Source organism: Solibacillus sp. FSL K6-1523, from assembly GCF_038005225.1.
Taxonomy (GTDB): domain Bacteria; phylum Bacillota; class Bacilli; order Bacillales_A; family Planococcaceae; genus Solibacillus.
On record NZ_JBBOSU010000001.1, the window covers coordinates 1,702,130 to 1,724,635 of the forward strand.

At 38.7% G+C, this 22,506-nt stretch carries 19 protein-coding genes and 1 other annotated feature; of the genes, 11 read left to right on the forward strand and 8 right to left on the reverse strand.

Annotation, left to right across the window (positions count from 1 at the left end; genetic code table 11):
* Positions 1 to 17 precede the first annotated feature (17 nt).
* Positions 18 to 671 carry an SDR family NAD(P)-dependent oxidoreductase gene (locus MHI10_RS07990; RefSeq protein ID WP_340784502.1) on the forward strand — a complete coding sequence of 218 codons (654 nt, stop codon included), beginning with the start codon at positions 18 to 20 and terminating at the stop codon, positions 669 to 671.
* Between the two features lie 101 nt (positions 672 to 772).
* On the opposite strand, the gene MHI10_RS07995 is transcribed toward MHI10_RS07990, so the two are convergent.
* The 3 genes from MHI10_RS07995 to MHI10_RS08005 all read right to left on the reverse strand — a co-directional run bounded on the left by MHI10_RS07995 (position 773) and on the right by MHI10_RS08005 (position 5,506).
* Complete coding sequence (locus tag MHI10_RS07995; RefSeq protein ID WP_340784503.1) at positions 773 to 2,293, reverse strand: CoA-acylating methylmalonate-semialdehyde dehydrogenase; 1,521 nt, start codon at positions 2,291 to 2,293, stop codon at positions 773 to 775.
* A gap of 31 nt (positions 2,294 to 2,324) precedes the next feature.
* Positions 2,325 to 3,686 carry an aspartate aminotransferase family protein gene (locus tag MHI10_RS08000; protein WP_340784504.1) on the reverse strand — a complete coding sequence of 454 codons (1,362 nt, stop codon included), beginning with the start codon at positions 3,684 to 3,686 and terminating at the stop codon, positions 2,325 to 2,327.
* Between the two features lie 251 nt (positions 3,687 to 3,937).
* Positions 3,938 to 5,506, reverse strand: a complete 1,569-nt coding sequence (locus MHI10_RS08005; RefSeq protein WP_340784506.1) for a PucR family transcriptional regulator — start codon at positions 5,504 to 5,506, stop codon at positions 3,938 to 3,940.
* Positions 5,507 to 5,679: 173 nt separating this feature from the next.
* Here MHI10_RS08005 and MHI10_RS08010 point away from each other — a divergent pair, with 173 nt between their 5' ends.
* From MHI10_RS08010 to MHI10_RS08040, 7 genes are all read left to right on the forward strand, one after another.
* The gene (locus MHI10_RS08010) at positions 5,680 to 6,924 is read left to right on the forward strand and encodes a Zn-dependent hydrolase (RefSeq protein WP_340784509.1); all 1,245 of its coding nucleotides are present in this window, start codon (positions 5,680 to 5,682) and stop codon (positions 6,922 to 6,924) included.
* Positions 6,925 to 6,946: 22 nt separating this feature from the next.
* Positions 6,947 to 8,350: a dihydropyrimidinase gene (hydA, locus tag MHI10_RS08015; RefSeq protein ID WP_340784510.1), complete on the forward strand. Its 1,404-nt coding sequence runs from the start codon at positions 6,947 to 6,949 to the stop codon at positions 8,348 to 8,350.
* A 57-nt stretch (positions 8,351 to 8,407) separates the two neighbouring features.
* Complete coding sequence (locus tag MHI10_RS08020; RefSeq protein WP_340784511.1) at positions 8,408 to 9,775, forward strand: NAD(P)-dependent oxidoreductase; 1,368 nt, start codon at positions 8,408 to 8,410, stop codon at positions 9,773 to 9,775.
* 12 nt (positions 9,776 to 9,787) lie between these two features.
* The gene (preA, locus tag MHI10_RS08025) at positions 9,788 to 11,050 is read left to right on the forward strand and encodes an NAD-dependent dihydropyrimidine dehydrogenase subunit PreA (RefSeq protein ID WP_340784512.1); all 1,263 of its coding nucleotides are present in this window, start codon (positions 9,788 to 9,790) and stop codon (positions 11,048 to 11,050) included.
* Positions 11,051 to 11,134: 84 nt separating this feature from the next.
* Complete coding sequence (locus MHI10_RS08030; protein WP_340784514.1) at positions 11,135 to 12,574, forward strand: NCS1 family transporter; 1,440 nt, start codon at positions 11,135 to 11,137, stop codon at positions 12,572 to 12,574.
* A 57-nt stretch (positions 12,575 to 12,631) separates the two neighbouring features.
* Positions 12,632 to 12,838, forward strand: a complete 207-nt coding sequence (locus MHI10_RS08035) for a hypothetical protein (protein ID WP_340784515.1) — start codon at positions 12,632 to 12,634, stop codon at positions 12,836 to 12,838.
* Between the two features lie 685 nt (positions 12,839 to 13,523).
* Entirely contained in the window at positions 13,524 to 14,717 is a 1,194-nt protein-coding gene (locus tag MHI10_RS08040) for an MDR family MFS transporter (RefSeq protein ID WP_340784516.1), read from the forward strand.
* 54 nt (positions 14,718 to 14,771) lie between these two features.
* Here MHI10_RS08040 and MHI10_RS08045 read toward each other — a convergent pair whose 3' ends face one another.
* On the reverse strand, positions 14,772 to 16,133 hold the full coding sequence (locus tag MHI10_RS08045; protein ID WP_340789173.1) for a sodium-dependent transporter: 1,362 nt from the start codon (positions 16,131 to 16,133) through the stop codon (positions 14,772 to 14,774).
* 70 nt (positions 16,134 to 16,203) lie between these two features.
* Positions 16,204 to 16,487: a binding site (T-box leader), on the reverse strand.
* Between the two features lie 226 nt (positions 16,488 to 16,713).
* Between MHI10_RS08045 and MHI10_RS08050 the strand changes: the two genes are divergently transcribed.
* Genes MHI10_RS08050 through MHI10_RS08060 form a run of 3 tightly spaced genes read left to right on the forward strand, consistent with a single transcriptional unit; the run spans position 16,714 to position 18,195 of the window.
* Positions 16,714 to 17,157 (forward strand): LytTR family DNA-binding domain-containing protein, encoded by a 444-nt coding sequence (locus MHI10_RS08050; protein WP_340784518.1) that lies wholly within the window; start codon positions 16,714 to 16,716, stop codon positions 17,155 to 17,157.
* Between the two features lie 4 nt (positions 17,158 to 17,161).
* Positions 17,162 to 17,599 carry a DUF3021 family protein gene (locus MHI10_RS08055; protein WP_340784521.1) on the forward strand — a complete coding sequence of 146 codons (438 nt, stop codon included), beginning with the start codon at positions 17,162 to 17,164 and terminating at the stop codon, positions 17,597 to 17,599.
* A 56-nt stretch (positions 17,600 to 17,655) separates the two neighbouring features.
* On the forward strand, positions 17,656 to 18,195 hold the full coding sequence (locus MHI10_RS08060; RefSeq protein WP_340784523.1) for an ATP-dependent exonuclease: 540 nt from the start codon (positions 17,656 to 17,658) through the stop codon (positions 18,193 to 18,195).
* Positions 18,196 to 18,235: 40 nt separating this feature from the next.
* Here the strand turns inward: MHI10_RS08060 and MHI10_RS08065 are convergent, their stop codons facing one another.
* The 4 genes from MHI10_RS08065 to MHI10_RS08080 form a co-directional block, all read right to left on the reverse strand.
* Positions 18,236 to 19,519 (reverse strand): alkaline phosphatase family protein, encoded by a 1,284-nt coding sequence (locus MHI10_RS08065; RefSeq protein WP_340784525.1) that lies wholly within the window; start codon positions 19,517 to 19,519, stop codon positions 18,236 to 18,238.
* Positions 19,520 to 19,523: 4 nt separating this feature from the next.
* Positions 19,524 to 20,708 (reverse strand): MFS transporter, encoded by a 1,185-nt coding sequence (locus MHI10_RS08070; protein ID WP_340789175.1) that lies wholly within the window; start codon positions 20,706 to 20,708, stop codon positions 19,524 to 19,526.
* A 359-nt stretch (positions 20,709 to 21,067) separates the two neighbouring features.
* Positions 21,068 to 22,072 carry a hypothetical protein gene (locus MHI10_RS08075; protein WP_340784528.1) on the reverse strand — a complete coding sequence of 335 codons (1,005 nt, stop codon included), beginning with the start codon at positions 22,070 to 22,072 and terminating at the stop codon, positions 21,068 to 21,070.
* Positions 22,059 to 22,406, reverse strand: a complete 348-nt coding sequence (locus MHI10_RS08080) for a PadR family transcriptional regulator (protein ID WP_340784529.1) — start codon at positions 22,404 to 22,406, stop codon at positions 22,059 to 22,061. The genes MHI10_RS08075 and MHI10_RS08080 overlap by 14 nt, the downstream gene beginning before the upstream one ends.
* Positions 22,407 to 22,506 lie beyond the last annotated feature (100 nt).

Here is a 22,506-nt window from a genome sequence, read left to right on the forward strand (position 1 = left end):
AAGGGAGATTATACACAATGACAAAATTAATGAATCAAGTAGCGCTTGTTACAGGTGCAGGGACTGGTTTAGGTAGAGCCATTGCAAAGTCTTTAGCAAATGAAGGATTTATTGTTGTTTTAAATGGCAGACGTGAAGAAAAATTGCGTGAAGTAGAAAAAGAGATTGGTGAGGATAAGGCTATCGTTATTCCAGCTGATGTAACAAATGAGAAAAGCGTTCAAGCATTAAAAAGTAGATTATTAGAATTAACAGATGGAAAATTAAATGTGCTAGTAAATAATGTTGGTGGGGTACCTGCAACTGGAAGGATCACTGAAATGACGCTAGAACAATGGCAACAAGTGATGGACAAAAATCTGACGAGTCAGTTTCTAGTAACAAAAGCATTTTTACCTACCTTACGCAATAATGAAAATGGAAAGATCATTTCTGTTACTTCTGGCATGGCTCAATTCTATGTGGACGGATTTAGTGCTTATTCAGCAAGTAAAGCAGGTGTTGAATCCCTTATGAAAACTGTTGCAGAAGAAGAGAAAGACAATGGAATTGAAGTTCATTTATTCGACCCACAAAATGTTATTTCAGAAGCAAATCCACAGGGCGAGAAAAATCCAATGGAGGTCGTAGGTTCATTAATTGAGCTACTTGCCTCAAAAAGTACGAAATAAAAAATGCCGAAACGTTGATTTAACAGCGTTTCGGCATTTTAAGATTCAATTATTTTAGTAATAAAGGTAACTACCGATATAGAATATCCATTTCTAGCAATTTAGTCATTATTACTCGGGAATGCAAATGTTGATACCGATTCGCTATCTTCTTCAAACCATTTTTCTGAAATCGTTTTTGTTTTTGTGAAGAAACGAACTTGGTCTGGTCCAAACATATGCCCCTCACCGAATCTCGAGCGTTTCCAGCCAGCAAAGTTATGGTAGCCAACAGGAATTGGGATGGGTACGTTCACACCGACCATGCCGACTTCGATTTCAGATGTGAATTTGCGGGCAGCAGCGCCATTATTTGTGAAAATCGTGACGCCATTTCCTAGCTCATGCACATTAATTAACTCGATTGCTTCCTCTAAAGTATCGACACGGACCACATTACGAGCTGGACCAAACACCTCTTGTTCGTAAATTTCCATGCCAGGTTTCACGTGATCGAGAAGTGTAGGTCCTAAATAGAAGCCATTTGAGTCTTTCGCGATGTCTGGGTTACGGCCATCACATACGATCGTAGCGCCTTCTTTTAGGCTACGGTCGATAAAACCAATAACAGTATCTTTTGAGTGTTGGGTAATAACTGGTCCAAAATCAACCTCTGGATCTGTGTATGGACCTACTTTTAATTTTGAGATTTTATCAGCCAATACTTTAACAAGGTTATTCGCTGTTTTTTCGCCAACAGGTATGATTGTTGAAATGGCCATGCAACGTTGGGAAGCAGCCCCGTAAGCAGCGCCTAAAAATGCGTTTGACACTTGTTCTAAATCAGCATCAGGCATGACAATCATATTGTTTTTCCCGCCACCTAATGCTGTGACGCGTTTCCCATATTTTGAACCCGTTGCAAAAATATAATCGGCAACGGGTGTTGAACCAACGAATGAAATCGCTTCAATAGCTGGACTTTCTAATAGTTCGTTTACAGTATCTTTATCACCATTGATGACCGTCCAAATGCCATCTGGTAAGCCCGCTTCCTTCCATAGTTCCGATAAAAATAGTGCAGAGCAAGGAACGCGCTCAGACGGTTTCAATATAACTGAATTGCCGACTGCCACCGCCATACTCGTAATTGCAAGCGGCACCATCACAGGGAAATTGAATGGGGAAATTGCTGCAACAACGCCGAGTGGTGCTTTTGTTGAGTATGCATTAATATTCCCGCCAACATTGACGGAATATTCGCCTTTTAATAGGTGAGGAGCATTGATTGCTAAGTCAACGGACTCTAATCCACGTGTAATTTCTCCCTTTGCATCTTCCTTTGTTTTCCCGCTTTCCGTACAAATCAACTCCATTAATTCGTCTGAACGCTCTGTTAATAATTGACGGAACTTCAGAACAATTTCAGCGCGTTTCCCAACAGACAAGGCACGCCATACTGGAAATGCTGCTTTTGCTGTTGCAATTGCTTGCTGCGTTTCTTCTTTAGAAGCAATCGGAACACGTGCAATGACTGTACCTAAACTTGGATTGTAAACATCTGAGAATTTTCCGCTTTTACCTGGAACGATTGCCCCGTTAATAAAATGTCCCAGTTCTTTTACTTCTGTATTCGTTACCATAAATCTAATTCCCCCTTAGTTTCCATATGATTTAAGACTGTTGCAAAAGCGTGTTTAAAGCGTCGGTAAATGTTTTCACAATCAAATCTTTTTCTTCTAACGAGATGATTAGTGGCGGTGAAAGTGTGAGAATATTGTTAAAGCCTGCAACGGTTACACCATTTTTACCGATGATTAAACCTTGTTCTTTACATAATGCAATGACTTTATTAACATCAGCAACGGCTAGTGGTGCTTTACTAGTTTTGTCGCTCACAAGCTCAACCCCAATAAGTAAGCCTTTGCCGCGGATATCCCCTACATTAGGATGATCTTTCAAACGTGCTTGTAATTCTGCATGGATAATCGCGCCCATTTCTTCAGAACGTGCAAATAAATTTTCATTTTCCATTATTTCGATGTTTTTAAGGGCAACAGCACAAGCAGCTGGAGAGCCGCCGAATGTGTTGACATGGCGGAAGAAGTCGTATTCATCGCTACCCGCAAATGCCTCATAAATTTCACGTCGAACCGCTGTTGCCGAAAGTGGCATATATGCACTCGTTAACCCTTTCGCCATCGTCACAATATCCGGCTGAATGCCATAGTTTTGGAAGCCAAATGCTTTACCTGTACGTCCAAAGCCACAAATTACTTCGTCCACGATGAGAAGGGCGCCGTGTTTTTCACAGACCGCTTTTACCCCGCGTAAATAATCTTCATGTGGCATAATAACGCCGCCACCCGTAATAATCGGCTCCATAATGACGCCAGCAATCGTCTCAGGTAATTCCCAAGTCATGACGTTATCAATTGCCTGAACGGATGGTAGGGCAGCTGGGTCAGTAATATGGTCTTCATTTGCGCGGTAAGCATCAGGTGGTGCAACATGGAGGAAGCCCGCTGCTAACGGTTCGTATTTATATTTTCGCTGTGCTTGACCAGTCGCAGCCAATGCGCCCATCGTGTTGCCGTGATAGGCACGATAACGGGAAATAAATTTAGTTCGACCTGTTTGCCCTTTTTGCTGATGGTATTGACGCGCGATTTTAAAAGCTGTTTCGTTTGCCTCAGAGCCACTATTTGAGAAAAAGACAACGTAATCATCACCTAATAACTCACTAATTTTTTCGCTCAATTGGATGGCAGGAGTGTGACCTACAGATAGGGGAGTATAGGAATTTTCAAGTAATTGCTCGTAGGCTACTTTCGCAATTTCCTCTCGCCCATATCCGACGTTTACACACCATAATCCAGCCATCGCATCTAAGTAACGCTTGCCATCGATGTCAGTAATCCATGCACCTTTTGATTTTTGGACGATCATCGTTGCATTTGGATTGTACGGTTTCATCGAATGCCAAACATATTGTTGATCCTTTACTTGCCAATTTTGATTTGTTAAATTCGTCATTGGAAATCACCACTCCCTTTTCGCTATAACTCTATTATTCAATTTTTGAGGGGAATAAGCATTATACAAAATGTCAAATAAATGAAGGATTACCTTTCACATAAAGGTAATTCTATAACTTGATTCAGCAGGGGTTCAAGCCCCAGCTAAATCAAGTTAAGCCCCGGCGGATGTCACAGATTTTTAAGGGAAGTTTTTCGAGCGAGCTCGAAAAAAATCTGGACGCAATTACGCCTCGGCGTAATTGATTTTTATTCATGTACAACTGGTAATAATTCACTTGCAAAGAGCATCAATTCTAGTGTTAATCGTTTTTCTGGCTTCATGAAATCATGACCGAGTAGCTGCTCGATTTTTTCCAAGCGATGATACAGCGTTTGTCTGACTATAAAAAGGCGCTCAGACGTTTCCTTTTTTAGCCCATTTGTTTGCAAATAAACTTTTAACGTTTCAACTAATTGACTGTTATGTTTTTGATCGTATTCAATGAGTGGATATATCGTTTCAGCAATCATATCCATAACGGATGGACTTTTTTGTAAGTGTAAAATTAAATGATGGAGGTGTAAATCTTCGTAGAAACAGGAAAGCTCTTGTGATTTCCAACGAATTTCTAACGTGTCATTTGCTGTAGTGTAGCTATTTTTGACGGTTTGTATATGTGAAACGTATTTGCCAACAGCATATAAAAAGTTTAAATCGGCATATTTATATTTGCTATTATTATCATGAATTTGTGCAAGCGCTTGTTCGATGCGTTGCTTATAGGATTCTTGCTCGCGTAAATCCGCCAAAATAAAAATAAGTTGGCTATTTTTTTCTAAAATAAACGGATAGAAGCCAAACTTCTCAAGCACATTGCGCGCAAATAACTTATAGTATGTGACATCACTACTTTTCCTTTTTTGAATTTGGTGAATCATGACAATCCATCGATTCGAAGCGCTACTTGCATGGTGGTCTTGCATAAAATGCGTTAACTCTTCAATCGTCGCTTTTCCATTCAGCCAGTTATCTAAAATTTCACGATCCTCCATACCTTTCTTCTCTTCAATATACAATTCTCGCAGCAAATATTGTGATAGGGCAATAACCGTACGATCTAAAATGAGTGCATCGTATTCATTGAGCACGCGCTGCGAAGAGAACAAACAAACTTCTCCATAATATTGGTTGAAAATATTGACATCACACTGTATGAAATGGTTTTCTACATCATCGGGATTTGCTTGTTGCATCGCCTCGTACTTTTCCTGATATATATTCGGGATGAAAATAGGTTTTTGCCCGTTGAACGTAAAGATCACTTGCAAGCCGAGATGTTTATATAAATGCATCAAAATTTGTTCGTAGTTGTTAACTGTAAGTGTATATTTATTCAGTTGTTGCGCGTAGTCTTCCAAGTTTTTTATCATTTCATATTGCTGATTGATTAACATGCTGTGTATGTCTTGTGTAATTTCAACAAATGCGACTTCCTTGTGAAAAATAATCAGTGGAAATTGATAGTCTGTAGCCATCTGTTGAATAAAATGAGGGATTTCTTGAATGGAATTACCTAGTTCAATGCACAGTCCGGCAGCTTTTGACGCAATTAATTGGTGAATGAACTGTTTAAAAATTTCTTCATTATCTTTCAAATGAATACCCGTCGTCAAAATTAATTCATTGCCCTTTAATAACTTGGCAGCATCCAGACTTTCGACAATATGCACCCATTTGATGACATTGAGTTGTCCTTTCGCACCGGCAATTAACCGAGCGCTACTAAATAATTTCTTCGTCATCACTTCTGATACAGTAAGTGAAAAATCATTCATATCTTCCTCCTCCTAGACCGAGCAACATGTCTATACCAACTTCATATTATGGAATAATTTACCATATAAAAAATACATATGCACATAATTTTAAAGATTTATAGATATATATAGTAAAGGCTTTCTAATTTATCTAAATACATCTTAACTAATATGAAAGTGGGGACTAGCATATGTATAAATGTAACAGTAGTCGATTGCAAGAGTCACTTGAACAATTTAGTCAATTTGGAGCAACTGTAAATGGTGGCGTAACTCGTTTAACTCTATCGAAAGAGGACGTATTAGCGAGAGATTATTTTTGCGAATGCTGTAAAGATTTAGGTATGGAAATTAAGGTAGACGATATGGCGAATATTTATGCGATTTTACCTGGGAATAAGGATTTACCGCCAATTGTTATGGGTTCGCATTTAGATTCGGTGGAAAAAGGGGGCAAGTTTGATGGTGTGTTAGGCGTTTTGACCGCATTAGAGGTGATTAGAACGCTAAAAGAAAATGACATTGAACTAGATATTCCATTAATGATTGTGAATTTTACGAATGAAGAAGGGGCGCGCTTTGATCCAGCGATGATGAGTTCTGGTGTGATTTCTTCAAAGTTTAACAAAGACGAAATGTTGCAATCGGTTGATAAAAATGGAATTACCTTTAAAGATGCGCTCCTAGGTAGTGGGTATATGGGAGAAAAAGAAAACCGATTAACGGAAGCGCTTGCATATATTGAACTGCATATTGAGCAAGGCCCCGTATTAGAAGCGAAGCAACTGGAGATTGGTGTCGTTGAAGGTGTGTTAGGCATGGTTTGTTATGAAGTGACGGTTACAGGGGAGTCCAATCATGCGGGAACGACACCGATGACAATGCGCAAAGACCCAATGCGTGTAGCGGCAAGTATTATTACAAATTTACATGACGAGCTTGGCAAAATAGATGAACAGCTCGTTTACACATTTGGTCGAATGAACGTTTCGCCAAATATCCATACAGTCATTCCAAATAAAGTAACATTTACGATCGATTCACGTCACCAAGATCCAGCAGTAATGCGCAAAGTGGAAGAAATCTTAAAAGGTTTACCTACTGAGCAAAATGGCTGTAACATTCAACCAGCTAAGTTATGGGGAAGAGATACTGTATTTTTTGACGCTGCAATTTGTAATGAAGTGGAAGAGTCATGTGAGGATTTTGGCTATTCTTATCATCGTATGTTTAGTGGCGCGGGTCATGATGCGCAGTATATCGCAAGCTTTATCCCGTCCGCGATGATTTTCGTGCCAAGCATTAGCGGTAAAAGTCATTGTGAAGAGGAAGAGACGACGTTTGAAGACTGTGCAAAGGGTGCAGATGTGTTACTAGCAACCGTTTTGACACTGCAAACAAAGTTCAGCATTGGCGAGATACACATTACAAATTAATGAAATGAAGGGTGAGGGTATCGTGAAAAAATTGATTACAGGTGGATTAATTACAACGGCAACAGATGTATATGAGGCAGATTTATTAATAGAAAACGGAAAAGTTATTCAAATAGGAAAAAAACTATTAGCAGAAGGTGCAGAAATCATCGATGCAACTGGTAAATACGTTATGCCAGGGGGAATTGATCCACATACGCACTTGGATATGCCGTTTAATAACACAGTGACAGACGATGATTGGAAATCTGGTACGATTGCGGCCGCATTCGGTGGTACGACAACGATTTTAGATTTTTGTTTAACTGCTGGTGAAGAGAAACTGGGAACAGCTGTTGAGAAGTGGCATGAAAAAGCAAAAGGCAACGCGGCGATTGATTACGGCTTTCATTTGATGATTGGTGATTTAACGCCTGAAACAGAAGCGGAATTACCGGTATTACTAGAGCAAGAAGGAATTACGTCGGTGAAAGTGTTTATGGCTTACGCGAAAGAATTCCAAGCGACAGACCGCACCCTTTTTAAAGCATTTAAAATTGCAAAAGAGGCGGGGGCTATCGTAATGGTGCACTGTGAAAATGGCTCCGTTATCGATGAACTAGTAGAGGAAGCAAAGCAAGCGGGGCATACAGCGCCAATTTATCATGCACTGACGCGTCCAGCGGAATTAGAAGGCGAAGCGACAAAACGTGCAATTGAGTTGGCACATATTGCAGGTGCCAAGCTTTACGTTGTACACGTTACTTGCAAAGAGGCAGTAGATGAAATTATTGCAGCGCGTGAAAAAGGATATGACGTGTACGGGGAAACATGTCCTCCCTATTTAACGCTTGATCAATCGGCTTTAGCACAGCCAGGTTTTGAGGGCGCGAAATATGTTTGGTCACCACCACTTCGTCCAAAATCGCATCAAACGCATTTATGGAACGCTCTAAAAGCGAAACAACTGCAAACAATCGGCTCGGATCAATGTTCATTTAGCTTTAATGGGAAGAAACAATTAGGTTTGAATGATTTCTCTAAAATTCCAAACGGGGGTCCGTTTATTGAAGATCGCTGTGCCATTTTATATTCAGAAGGTGTAGCGAAAGGGAAGATTTCAATTAATGAATTCGTCGATATGACTTCGACGAGTGCTGCAAAAATTTTCGGTTTATACCCGCAAAAAGGCACAATCGCAATTGGCTCTGATGCAGATATCGTACTTTTTGATCCGACAGTAAAACGAGTTATTTCAGCGAATACACATCATATGAATGTGGATTATAACCCATATGAAGGTTGGGAAGTGACAGGTGATCCGATTAGTGTACTTGTGCGCGGCGAGTACGTCATTAAGAATAAAGAATTTGTAGGGGTGTTAGGTAGTGGACAATATATTAAACGTCAATTAACACCAGCTACTGTAGAAGCAATCAACATTTAACGCCTAGTTAGAACGCGAATAAACAATGAAAAACGAATGCATAAGGGGGATGTGGAAATGAATCCGATTCAAGAAAATGCAATGTCTGCACAACTGAAGCGAAACTTTGTTGAAATGAATAGCAGGATGACAAAAAATGAAGCGATTGAAGAGGCGAACCGTTGTCTTTACTGCTATGACGCACCTTGTATTACAGCTTGTCCGACAAGTATTCCAATTCCAAATTTCATTAAAAAAATTGCTTCAAGTAATATGAAAGGTTCAGCGATGACGATTATGGATGCGAATCCGATTGGTGCGAGCTGTGCGAGAGTTTGTCCGACAGAAGAATTGTGTGAGGGAGCATGTGTTTTAAATGCTTCTACAAAACCAATCAAAATCGGTCACTTACAACGTTACGCAACCGATTGGGCGATCGAATCGGGCGTGGAGCTATTTAAAAAAGGTCAAACAAATGGGCAAAAAATAGCGATTATTGGTTCGGGTCCTGCTGGTTTATCTGCAGCACGTGAACTAAGTCGTTTTGGCTATGCTGTCACAATTTTTGAAGCTGAAGCAAAAGCAGGCGGTTTAGGAAGCTATGGAATCGTATCATTCCGCTTACCAAATGAGGTCGTGGATTGGGAAGTGGAGCAAATTGTAAAGCTTGGTGTGGAAATAAAAACAAATACAACAGTTGGCGTAGATATTACACCTAATGAAATTTTAGCACAATATGATCGTGTTATTTTAGCAATTGGGATGGGGGCTGTACCGAATCTTGGTATCGAAGGCGAACCACTAGACGGCGTGCATGATGCCATCGAGTTTGTAAAGAACACGAAAGTTGGCGCTCTTACTGAAGATTTAATCGGTAAACGGGTTGTCGTTATCGGTGCTGGAAATACAGCGATTGATGGAGCAACTTGTGCGAAACGATTAGGTGCTGAACAAGTAGAAATTCTTTACCGCAGAACTGAAAAAGAAATGACGGCCTACCAATTTGAATATGAATTTGCTAAGCAAGATGGCGTTGGATTTAAGTGGCTAACAGCGCCGACGAAAATTATCGGTGACGAAGCAGGAAAAGTAATGGCGCTTGAATGCGTCAAAATGAAGCTAGGCGAAGCAGGTGCAGATGGTCGACAAAGACCTGAAGTGGTTGAAGGATCTGAATTTATTATGGAAGTGGACGCGGTTATTAAAGCAATTGGGCAAACACGTTTCGTTTCGCTCATTGAAGCATTCGGTTTACAGCATATAAACGGTGTAGTCGATATTGATGAAACGACAATGCAAACATCGAATGCGAAAGTATTTGCCTGTGGCGATGTTGTGTTCGGAAACGGTCAAGGGGAAGCGATGGTTGTAACAGCCGCGCAACAAGGGAAAGACGCAGCGTACATCATTCATGAACAATTAAAAAAGACGAGTGAAATTGCATAGGAGGGATACGACATGGCAGACTTACGAATTGACTTAGCAGGCATTAAATCACCGAATCCATTTTGGCTAGCATCCGCACCACCGACGAATTCAGGTTATCAAGTACAACGTGCATTTGAAGCAGGCTGGGGTGGCGCGGTTTGGAAAACATTAGGTGAACCGATTCTAAATGTTTCTTCACGTTTTGCGGCAGTCAGCTTTAACGGACAAAGAGTAGCGGGTTTTAATAATATTGAACTCATTACGGATCGTCCATTAGAGGTCAATTTACAAGAAATTTATGAAACGAAAAAAAGGTTTCCGGACCATGCCATTATTGTGTCGTTAATGGTAGAGCCACAGCAAGAAAAATGGCATGAAATTGTCAAAAAAGTAGAAGCTGTTGGTGTCGATGGTCTTGAGCTTAACTTTGGATGTCCACATGGAATGGCCGAACGCGGAATGGGTGCTGCTTCTGGTCAAGTCCCAGAATTGGTTGAAAAGCAAACGTTTTGGGTCAAAGAGGTGGCACAAACGCCAGTCATTGTAAAGCTAACACCGAACATTACTGATATTACGATGACAGCAGAAGCGGCAGCACGTGGCGGAGCAGACGCGATCAGTATGATTAATACGATTAACAGCTTGGCGGGTGTAGATTTAGATTCATGGAACACGATACCGCATGTTGGTGGGAAAGGGGCGCACGGTGGCTATTGTGGTCCTGCTGTAAAACCAATTGCACTCAATATGGTCGCAGAGTGTGCGCGCAATCCGTTCTTCAATGTGCCGATCTCGGGTATCGGAGGGATTTCAAACTGGCAAGATGCTGCGGAATTCATATTGATGGGAGCAACAGGCGTACAGGTTTGTACAGCGGCGATGCACCACGGCTTTAGTATTGTAGAGGACATGATTGATGGGTTAAATAACTACCTAGATGATAAAGGTATAGCTTCAGTCATGGATTTAGTCGGCAGGTCGGTACCACGATATTCCGACTGGGGAGACTTAGATTTAAACTATAAAGTGGTCGCTGAAATTAATAATGATGTATGCATTAACTGTAATAAATGTCATATTGCGTGTGAAGATACGTCACATCAATGTATCGATTTGTACACAGAAAGTGGTCGTCCGATGCTAAAAGTTCGTGAGCAAGATTGTGTAGGATGTAATTTATGCTCGATTGTATGCCCAGTGGACGGTGCGATTTCGATGGTTGAAAGAAAATCGAATATAGCGCCAATGACATGGAATGAACGTCAATCATTGATTAGTAATTTCGGTAAATAAAAAGAGGTTGTTTGTTTGTTTGTTTGTTTGTTTGTTTGTTTGTTTGTTCGTGAACTGGAAATTTAAAATAAGGGAGAGACTTGGATGGCAAGTGGTGGGGATTATTTAAAATCACCAGATTTACTTCCAGTGACACATCAACAAAGAAGTATTGGGACATTTGGATTTGCAGTAATTTGGGTTGGGATGGCCATCGTATTAGCCGCCTTTGCAATTGGTGGAGCAGGAATTATCAGTTTGTCGTTGCCGATGGTTATTTTAGCGACAATCATCGGTTCGGTTTTAATCGGTATATTTATGACATTAATCGGTGATATCGGCATCGAACATGGCTTATCCTTCCCGGTTTATATGCGTGCGCCATTCGGTACGATTGGCACGCATATACCGTCGCTTGTTCGTGGCGTTACAGCTGCGTGTTGGTTTGGGATTAACACTTATTTTGGTGCGCTTGCAATCAATGGGATTTTGAACTTATTATTTGGCTTTGATAATTGGTTTTTATGTTTCTTAGTTTTTGCGGCATTGCAATTATTTAATACATCTCTCGGCATTAAATCCATTGAACGCTTTGCAGATTTAGCAGCACCAATTATTATTTTAATTTCATGCTGGATGTACATCACACTAGCAGATCATGCAACGACACAAGGGAAAAATGTTTGGTCATGGGTAGAATCACCAACAACGGGAATGGCCGCATTTACAGCTTTCATGGTCGTAATTATGGCAAACATGGGATTCTGGGCAACACTTGCCGCTGATATGCCATCCCTTTCACGTTTCTTTAAAGCACCAAAAAATGAACGGAATTGGTTCAAACGTAATAAAACACAATTAGTCGGTTCATTAATCGTCATGCCGATTACGAATACATTTATCGTCGCAATCGGAGCAGTTTGTTATATGGCGGTCGCATCAGCTGATCCTGTAAATGCGTTACAACAAAGTGCGAGCGGCTTTATTTTAGGGGTCTTATTACTAATGATTGTGTTAGCGCAATGGTCTACGAATACATCTGCAAACGTCATTCCAGCAGCAACAATTTTCTCCAACATTGGTGGACCAAAAGTGCCTTTCTGGGTTGGGGTTATTATAGCTGGGATTATTGGAATTTTGGCGCAGCCGTGGAACTTATTCGATATTTTGGTCGATGCACTATTAATCATTGGTGGTATTTTAACAGCTATTGTAGGTATTTTATTTGCCGATTATTATTTAATCCGTAAACGTCGCGTCAACGTAAAAGAACTTTACGAATTAGATGGTCAATTTAAATATATGAATGGCTTTAATTTAGCAGGGTTAATCGCTTGGATAATCGGTGGTATTTTAGCGAATATATTCCCAACTTATTCTTCATTAGTAGGTTTCTTCGCGGGGGCAATCATTTATTATGTGTTGGCGAAATATTGGTGGTTCAAACAGTACCCACAAGCGGAACTAGATGATCCGAGTGATGAAAAGTATTTAGGGATTACAGTAGGGCATGATTGGGACGATATTGTCACGGAAGATAAGTGACCGTAATTCGCGCCAGACGAGGTGGACACAATTAACGAAAAAAGATGAGGTGAGTGCATGTCGGATTATTTATTAAGTGTGGATGAAATGGAGCAAGTCAGTGACTATTTAGAAAAGGGTTTCAAAGTCCACAATGTATATGAAAATTTAAGTGGAATGTTTGTCGAGTTTGAGCGGAAGGAAGTTGTATGTTTACCGATTTTAACGGCAGATGCGCGTAAATATTTTGCGGCAAAGCTTCAAGAACAAGTTGCAGAAGTTTAGATCATGATTTTGTTTAGGTTGGCTTTGCATATGTAGCAAGCCAGCCTTCTTAAGTTTGGAAATCTGGGGATTTATGTATTTAGTGCACCACTCCCATGGAAGGGGCGGATGCTTAGTTAGATTTTCTTAATACAGATCTCCGTAATTAAGATTTCAAACTCCCTCGGTAATACAAGCCAATTTGTATTGGATATTAGCCATTTTTCTGCTGTTATTAGCCATTAACTAGATAATAATAGCCAAATTTTTAGCATTACTAGCCAAAATACATCGATAATTAGCCAAATTAAAGCAGTTAAGAGCCAATTCGCGTTTTATTAGCCAAATTTCCACGTTTAAGAGCCGATTTCGCCGATTCAAAAACACTTTCCGATGTATATCATTCCTAACTAATGTAAAACGTCAATTCTTAAAACTTTCCATAACAACCGCACATGCTACATGACAATGCATTGCTAGCCTCAATTTGGTCGCGGCACTTTAAAAAGTCGAAAAGTATTGTTGAATAAGTGAACTAGAGAAACTCCTTCAAATATCATTGACAATTTTAGGGTATTCTATTAAATTTATTAATACTCTCAATCTAAAGTGGTTTTAGTAGAATAGCCATCATTTTGGGCTTTAAGTATACCAAAGCGCAATGGATTGAATGAAATGTCATATCTGATGAAAGAGGCTCCACAAAATGAAATCAATCTTCAATTATTTTCACCCGCTTGTTTGGATTATATTAAGTGGGACTATATTTGCTCGCACGGCTAGTTTCATGGCCATCCCTTTTTTAGCCCTATATTTACATAATCAACTACAGGCTTCTCCTTTACTTATTGGATTAACAGTTGGGATCGCGCCGCTGTTTGCTACGTTTGGTGGTCTTATAGGCGGATACTTAACAGATCGTTTTGATCGAAAGAATGTCATTATTTGTACGGTATTTGTTTGGAGTCTAACATTTTTCGGATTTGCTTTTGCACCATCAGCCCTTTATTTTGTTTTGTTAAATGCGTTAAATGGGCTATGTCGTTCATTTTTTGAGCCAGGGACACAAGCGCTAATGATTGATTTTACCGAGGACGCCAAAAAGCGCAGACTGTTTTCTGTCCGGTACACTGCGATTAATATTGCCGCGGTAATGGGACCGTTGTTGGGTGTTTGGATTTCGAACATGTCGAGCGCAGCGATGCCATTTATGATTACCGGTATTATGTACGCAATTTACGGAGTCTTTTTAATTATTGTGCTGAATCGTTATGAAATGAAGCAACAAAAATTAGCGGCAGATCATCGAATCGGGACCATCTTTAGTGCAGTGAGAAAAGACCAAAAATTGCTTTATTTTATCGCAGGTGGAATATTGATTACATTTGGTTATGCGCAATTTGATTCGACATTGCCACAATTGATTGATATGCGAGTAGAGGACGGGATAAAGCTGTTTTCATACGTCATCGTAGCCAACTCGATTACTGTGTTAACATTACAACTCCCGTTAACGATTATGATTGAGAAAATGGCCATCTATACTTCTCTAAAAATCGGCATCGTGATTTTTTCAGCTGGTTTATTATTGCTTGGATTATCCGAAAACACGTGGATGTTTATTGGCAGTATGATGATTTTTTCAATTGGAGAAATTTTTTGTTTCCCAATGATGAACGCCGTGATTGAAGAAATTGCACCAATTGATCAAAAAGGCATTTACTTAGGGGCAGGGCAACTAAAAAATATCGGTGGTTTTATCGGTCCTATTGTAGGTGGGTGGTTACTCATTGTAACTGTTGATTGGATGTATGTTATTATTTCAATCGTCATGTTAAGTAGTATATTCGTATATCGAAAAGCGCTTCATGTGCAAAAAACAGCACAGTTACATCCTTAAACAAAAAAAGAGATGAACGTTTGGCAGAAATTCTGCAAGCGTTCATCTCTTGTTTTAGAACAATGCCATAATTTTATCGAGTATGCCTGTAATATCAAGGAATACGATAAAAATAACGAGTGGAATAATATACTTCATAATGAAGAACCAAATATTAAAAGCAGTTGCGCCTAAGCGAGAATGCTGTAATAGTTCTTCGCGTAATTTACTTTTCTCAATCTTTCTTGGTACAAAAATCGCGATTAAAAATACACCAAGTGGCATTAAAATATTACTTACTAAATAGTCAGCTGAGTCAAAAATGCTTTTCGAGAAAATTGATACATCTGCAAAAATACTATATGACAATGCAGAAGGTACACCTACTGCGAAAATTAAAATACCAACAATGTACGCATATTTTGTACGATTTTCTTCTTTACCTTTTACAAGAGAAGCAACAATAATTTCTAACATTGAAAAGGCAGAAGTTAATGTAGCAAATAAAAATAATGCTAAAAACCCTAGCAGGAACGCTTCACCAAAAATAATTTGATTAAATACAGCAGGTAATACGACAAACAGTAAACCAGGTCCTTCATCTGGTTCTAAACCAAGTGAGAAAACAGCTGGGAAGATTGCTAATCCTGCTAATAAAGCGATGAATAAATTCATGGAAACGATTGAAATCGCTGGTTGAATCAGGCTTTCTTTTTTCGATAAATAAGAACTATACGTAACCATTACTGATACACCAATGCTTAATGAGAAGAAAGCTTGCCCCATCGCAAACAGAATACTTTCTGATGTAATGTTTGAGAAGTCAGGAGCTAAGAAGAACATAACACCTTCCATTGCATTATCAAGCGTTAATGAACGAACGATTAATACGAAAAATAAAATAAATAATGCCGGCATTAAAATTTTACTCGCCTTTTCAATCCCGTTTTGAATCCCTTTCGCAACGACTAGTACTGTAAATGCTAAAAAGGCAAATTGAGCGCCCATCACTAAAAGTGGATTTCCAATTGTCTCGTTAAAGACAGTAGCATAATCGGCACTGTCAGTAATAATGCCACCAAACATCCCTTTGACAAAATAAATGACAATCCATCCACCAATGACACTATAGAACGATAATAATAGGAAACAAGTAAATACGCCGAGTTTACCAATCCAATGCCATTTCGTATTCGGTGCTAAACTACGATAAGCACTAACTGCTTCTTTTTGTGTGCTTCTCCCAATAATGAATTCTGCTAATAATAACGGAAAACCAATAAATAATGAGAATAAAATGAATAGAAGAAAGAATGCTCCTCCTCCACTAACGCCAGTAACATAGGGAAGCTTCCAAATGGCGCCTACTCCTATAGCTGATCCAGCAGCAGATAAAATAAAACCAATTTTTGATGACCATTGCTGTGATGTTTGAATGCTAATCAATCCAATCTGTTGTTATTATTTCAGATAGAAAAAAATAAACAGCCACGTCTCTATCTATAACGATAGGGACGTGGCTGTTCACGCGGTACCACCCTAATTGGAAACAAAATGCGTTTCCCACTTGATTAAGTAACGGTTTAATCCGTTTTCATACCACGTAGTATCAACTATGCCAAGGCAAAGTTGTGTCCAGATTTTTTTCGAACACGCTTGAAAAAAATATATGCAGTATAAAAAAAGCTCGAAGAATGAAATTCACACAGATCTTTGTATCAGTTTCCACCAACCACTGACTCTCTGCCAACAGGGAAATCTGGCTTAATATGTTCTCGTCATCGCTCATTTAATATTTAGAATAATAAACGAAATTATAGTATGATAACACCTTTTGGTCAAGCATTTTTTCAAATTAGTGATTGTTCGACTCTGATTAATTATTCCAAATAACTCCGATATCTAACTTATTCCTGTTAAAACAACTTTATTTGAATGCTAAGTGGTCCATTTTTACTTGTAACATGCCTTTTTTTTGCAATTGACTTTGCTATACTTTTTTTAGGAGGTGCGAAATGTGAAAGTAGAAGTGTTAATTGCGCCAGAGTATGTTGAACCAGTTGCAGAAATTAAAACGAATCAATTAACGTCAACAATCGAAAAAGCAGTTGAGTTATTAGAGAAAGAAGATTTCGGTGGGAAAATACCCATTTATCAAGGGAAGGAGATTATCCTAATCGAAAAATCGTCCATTCAACTTGTACGAACAGAAGTAGGAAAAGTCATTGTTTATGATGCGAAAGGGGAGTGGTACGAAACGAAAACACCATTAGTGGATTTCGAGAAATTATTGGGAGAAAACTTTATTCGGATTTCCAAAAGCACCATTGTTAATTTATCAGCGGTTCAGTCGGTGAAAGCATCTTTTAGTGGAACGTTAGATATTTTGTTAGAAAACGGGCAAGAAGATGTTATTAGTCGAAAGTACAAAGCAGATTTCAAGAAAAAGTTAGGGGTGTAAAATGATGCAAAAAGCCATTTCAACGACAGTCCAGTCATTTGCGATAGGATGTATGATTTTTATGCTATCACTTTGTGTGTCATATTGGGAAATGGGGGATGAAATATATAATTTAATTCAAACGAGATTTGACTTTATCGTCCTCGGAATTTTTATCGTATCCCTTATTGGAGGAGGATTTGGACATGTCATTTATCAATTTAACATAAAGTATAAAATGCAAGTGTTCATTCATTATGCCACAACAATTAGTGCAATTTTAATCGTATCTGTTTGGTTAAAGTTCGTATCAATGTCTTATTTACATTTCTTCTTATATTTCATTTTGACAAGTGTGATTTTCTTTATCATTTGGTATGTATATTATCTGAAATTAAAAAAGGAAGCGGATTTGATTAATGCCGCAATTATCAATTCAAAAAAGATGCGCGAATTGTCTTAAAATAACATTTCGTTTGGTATATAATTGAAATAATAACATGGATTAGGGGGCGTACGATGTTTAAAAATACTTCACCACGTTTATTCTTTTCGATGGCAGCCATTACAATGCTCATTATTTCACCGTTTGTTGCAATTCTTATGCCAATTATACTGATCGAAACATTTTTTAAAGATCCAACAAGGCTCTATATTTATCCTTTTATCACAAGTGCGAAAATTATTGTTTTTGCCTTTGTTTTGTTTGCAGGGGCGTGTTTGTTATTGTTTTGGAAACGAAAGAAAGTGACATTTTTACTAAGCACGCTTATTGTAGCAGGTGGGATTTTTGCTCTTTATAGTACGTCACAAATGTATACGGTCATTGACTTCGAACAAATTAAAGTGAAAAATGTATGGTCAGAGGAATCGGTGGAATGGGCGGATATGGATGAAGTAGTCTTTGAATATATTCCGGGTGACTTAGGGGATTATATATTTAAAATGGCGGATGGACAGCGATTTATCATTCCAGAAAATAAATCACATGTAACGAGTTATATTTACAATTTGGCAAACGCAAAAAATATTCCATTTGTTGAAAGAGCGAAGGAATAAAAAAAGAGCCAGGGACAAAATTCATCTCTGGCCCTTCATATTAGTTAAAAATCTCTACTAAAGCGCGCCCGTCAACATTATTAAACGGGAGCTTTAACATATGCGCAATCGTTGGCCCGATATCGACAACGCTCACTTCACCGATATCATATCCAGCTTTAACCCCCTCGCCTGAAATTATTAAATTGCTTGTATAATTGGGCTTTTCAGGGGAGTAGCCATGTGTTGCATATTTTTGACCGCGCGCATGTAAATCAACAATGACTTCATTTGTATAGTCATCCTCAAAACAATAGCCTTCCCGTGCTTCAATCATGAATTCGAACCGCTCATCTACGTGTAGTTTATCGAGTTCTTTTCTAGAATAAATCGCTTCAATCCCGTATTCAGCTTTTTTCGCTAAATCTCCCAGTAGAGATAATGCCGTAGCTTTTGCTTCTTCATCATCTTGTTGAATATGCAAATATGCCGCGCCACCCGCACCTTGAACATAGGCGCGCCATTTCATTTCACCGTTTTCTTCATAAATGAGGTCATTATCAAAAAATAGCCGATTTAAATAAATTTTATAACGCACATCGAGCTGTCCATGATCCCCAACAATTAAGAAGGTTGTTTCGTCGCGAATGCCCGCATCTTCAACAGCTTTCATCAGTTCGCCAATGCGACAATCCATGCGTTTTAGCACGGCTTCAATATGTGGACCTTTTGTGCCATGCAAATGCTTCGAATCATCGAGATCGATTAAATGCATGAGCAATAAATTCGGCTTCTTGTTTAAAATCGTATCAACCGCGCACTTTGTAATGAAATCATCTAAATAAGGCTGCGCAATCCCTCGACGTACTTTCCCATATTTCCATTCCATCGCCAGCGTAAAGCGTTTACTGCCATTTTTTATGATTTTCAATGCTTGATTTTCATTTCGAACGGCTTTTATTTCAGGAATATTATAATGAATCGTTGCTTTTCCTGTAACGGGCCATAAAATCCCGGCTGTAGTTAAGCCTTTGCTGCGCGCTGCTTCATAAACGGTTGGCATTTTCAAATCATCCCGATACCAATGCCAATTTTGTTCGTTTTCAAGTACAAAAGGTTGAAACGGGTTATTGTGAAATACCCCATGCTTATTCGGATAAACCCCCGTGACATAGGAACTGTGAATGACATACGTCAATGTTGGATAGATGCTTTTTACCCGATTGGTCGATGCGCCATTTGCAATCAACTGCGCTAAATTAGGCAAAGTTTTTGCACTGTCCCAATTGTCTTTTGAAAAAGCATCATAGGAAATGACGATGACATAATTTTGTTTAGCATGCATAAAATCACCTCACTATTTCGACATTTGCTACTGGATCTTTTGGAAGTAGTAAAAACACGAGTAAACCAATAATAAAGAGCGGGATAATCGATAAAATACTATACTTCGCCACACCAGTCACAGTTGTCGTGAATGCCATTAAAAATGGTCCGATAATCGCCGCAAATTTACCGAAAATATTATAAAAGCCGAAAAATTCATTCGAACGCTCTTTCGGAATAATTTTGCCATAATAGGAGCGGCTTAATGCTTGAATCCCGCCTTGTGCAGAACCGATCATCGCACCAAGAACAAATATATGCCACATTTCAGAAATAAAGAAAGCAGCGATACAAGCCACGATATACGTTAAAATACCTACAATAATCATGGACCGAGTTGAATATTTTTTAGCGAGAGACCCGTACAGCAATGCACATGGGAACGCAATAATTTGAATGACTAATAAAATCGCGAGTAACATAAAGGTATTGAATGAATCTGAGCCTAAAACACTTGTCGCATAAGGTACGACCATTTTTATAATCGTATCGACACCATCAATGTAGCAGAAGTAAGCAATTAAAAAAATGAACACGATTTTGTAATTTTTAATTTGCAAAAAAGTCGTTGCTAACCGTTTAAAGCTATTGCCAACTAAATTCGGTTCTGGTTCGATATAATGACGTTGTCTTACATCTTTAATCATTGGAATCGTAAATAATCCCCACCATAATGCTGTAATAAAAAATCCGATTTGATAGCCAATTGCTAAATCCATGCCCATAAAGAATATGACAGCAAGGCTAATGCCGAATGGAATGACACTTGAAATATAACCGAAAGCAAAACCACTTGTAGATACTTTATCCATGCGTTCATCCGTTGTCACGTCGACTAAAAAGGAGTCATAAAAAATATTCGCCCCAGCAAATCCAATACATGACATCACATAGACGACAATTAATAATTGCCACTGACCACTAGCTGGAGAAATGAAGGCAAAGGAAAAGGTTGCGATAAATCCAAGCAAAGCAAAGAACGTAAAGAAGCGCATTTTTTTATCTTTGTAATCGGCAAGTGCACCTAAAATGGGGCTTAATAAAGCAACTAAAATACTAGCGAGCGAATTAAAATACCCAAGATCCATATGGTTCACACCATCAAACATGCCAAAGACAATAGGAAAGAGGGCGGTCGTTATAGCCATTGAGTACGCAGAGTTCCCACAATCGTAAAGTATCCAGGACTTTTCTTCTCTTGTTAATTTCAAAGAACCCCTCCTTATATACTGAATATTCTATAATTATATCATTTGCTAAAATTTGAAGTGTTAATGATTTGTTTATCTTAAATCTGCAAATGTATTTGCTGATTTAAGATAAGCTCCAGCGGATGTCACAGATTTTTTTAGGGAAGTTTTTCGAGCTTGCTCGAAAAAATCTGGACGCAATTACGCCTTGGCGTAATTGATATTTGTACCTTACTCTTTATATATTTTTGAAGAAATATAAATAGCACTTTATAAACAATAAAAAAAGAGCCTAGAATGTCCTAGGCCCTTGCGATTTATATTTTTGCTTTTCTAAAACCATTGAAAATATCGATAACCGAAATAATGATGGACACCGCAACGAATACCCAAATGATGTTATTCCACCAATTCAGCAGGGCTGCATCACTTACTATATCAAATACTTTCCCTGTATAGCGGATAAATTCAACATTAAATAAACCAGTTTGTTTCACGAATACAATCGTGACAATAATGAACGCAATATGGTAAATCATATTCCACACCGCTATTTTATACGTCCATTTGCCAATAACCCACTTATACAAAATTAACCCAATTTCAAATAAAATGAGCGCTCCTACGACCGGCCATAAAGTGAGTAATACATCTCGATTGAATAGGGGAATGACAAATTGAAGTTGGTCATGTGTGGTTTTTTCGTAAATGCCAATCATATCGGATGCTTTAAAATAAAAAGTAGCCCAAATGATTACCCAAAGTAATGCAAAAAATACTTCCGTTTTGGCAATGCGTTTCTTTTTTTCTACGGGCACGATATGCTTTAAATCATTTGGAGTCCAAGGTTTTGACTGCATTGATTTTTTTGCGCCATCATCGGTCGTGCGTTCAATAATGACGAAAATAATCGTCACCCATATAAATACTTGGGTTAAAACTTCGATACTTCCAGTTATAACGTTCCTTATCACATCATTAATCGAATTGTATAGCGGCATATCCATTGTAAAACCTGTGACATATTGAACAGTAAGTACAATCACATAAACGAGAAGGGCAATGGGTACTACCATTTTTAAAATCGACATATACGAATCAAATAACATCGGACCGATCAAATAATTAGGTTTTTCGCGGTACTGATCTGCCAATTTTGCTGGATTACCCAACTTTGTGAGCACGGCATCTACATCATCCGCTGTATAGTCATCCGGCATCATATCCAAAATCGTCGAATGCAATTCCATTTCAATGTCTGCACGTAATTTTTCAGGCAATCTTCTTGTCACTTCATAAATGTACAAGTTAATCCGTTCCATCTTTTTCAGCTCCTTTAAGTAGTAAGGCTAACTCATTAGAAGTCTTTTCCCATTCGGTTTTCAACGCACCAAATACTGTTTTTCCATAATCACTCAGTACATAATATTTTCGCGGGCGGCTTTCTGTCGTGTCCCAGCTACTCGTTAATAATTCTTGCTTTTCTAAACGGCGGAGTAGGGGATACAGCGTACTTTGGTCAATCGCAATACCAGACTCTTCTAACAATTGGACTAAAGAATAGCCGTATTGCGGTTCGTGTAACTGGCTTAATACGGCAAGTGTCAATGTGCCTCTTCGCAATTCAGTCGTGAGTGAATTCAATAAATCATTCACATAATCACCCCGTTTTCTTTATAGTGTATATCGTACACTATTGGGGAAATAGAAACAATGGGCATGTGGATATATTTCCAGATTAATTTTTGTTATAAGA

Coding starts and splice junctions, on each gene's coding strand:
- MHI10_RS07990 (WP_340784502.1), top strand. CDS start 18: ATGACAAAATTAATGAATCAAGTAGCGCTTGTTACAGGTGCAGGGACT.
- MHI10_RS07995 (WP_340784503.1), bottom strand. CDS start 2,293: ATGGTAACGAATACAGAAGTAAAAGAACTGGGACATTTTATTAACGGG.
- MHI10_RS08000 (WP_340784504.1), bottom strand. CDS start 3,686: ATGACGAATTTAACAAATCAAAATTGGCAAGTAAAGGATCAACAATAT.
- MHI10_RS08005 (WP_340784506.1), bottom strand. CDS start 5,506: ATGAATGATTTTTCACTTACTGTATCAGAAGTGATGACGAAGAAATTA.
- MHI10_RS08010 (WP_340784509.1), top strand. CDS start 5,680: ATGTATAAATGTAACAGTAGTCGATTGCAAGAGTCACTTGAACAATTT.
- MHI10_RS08020 (WP_340784511.1), top strand. CDS start 8,408: ATGAATCCGATTCAAGAAAATGCAATGTCTGCACAACTGAAGCGAAAC.
- preA (WP_340784512.1), top strand. CDS start 9,788: ATGGCAGACTTACGAATTGACTTAGCAGGCATTAAATCACCGAATCCA.
- MHI10_RS08030 (WP_340784514.1), top strand. CDS start 11,135: ATGGCAAGTGGTGGGGATTATTTAAAATCACCAGATTTACTTCCAGTG.
- MHI10_RS08035 (WP_340784515.1), top strand. CDS start 12,632: ATGTCGGATTATTTATTAAGTGTGGATGAAATGGAGCAAGTCAGTGAC.
- MHI10_RS08040 (WP_340784516.1), top strand. CDS start 13,524: ATGAAATCAATCTTCAATTATTTTCACCCGCTTGTTTGGATTATATTA.
- MHI10_RS08055 (WP_340784521.1), top strand. CDS start 17,162: ATGCAAAAAGCCATTTCAACGACAGTCCAGTCATTTGCGATAGGATGT.
- MHI10_RS08060 (WP_340784523.1), top strand. CDS start 17,656: ATGTTTAAAAATACTTCACCACGTTTATTCTTTTCGATGGCAGCCATT.
- MHI10_RS08065 (WP_340784525.1), bottom strand. CDS start 19,519: ATGCATGCTAAACAAAATTATGTCATCGTCATTTCCTATGATGCTTTT.
- MHI10_RS08070 (WP_340789175.1), bottom strand. CDS start 20,708: ATGGCTATAACGACCGCCCTCTTTCCTATTGTCTTTGGCATGTTTGAT.
- MHI10_RS08075 (WP_340784528.1), bottom strand. CDS start 22,072: ATGGAACGGATTAACTTGTACATTTATGAAGTGACAAGAAGATTGCCT.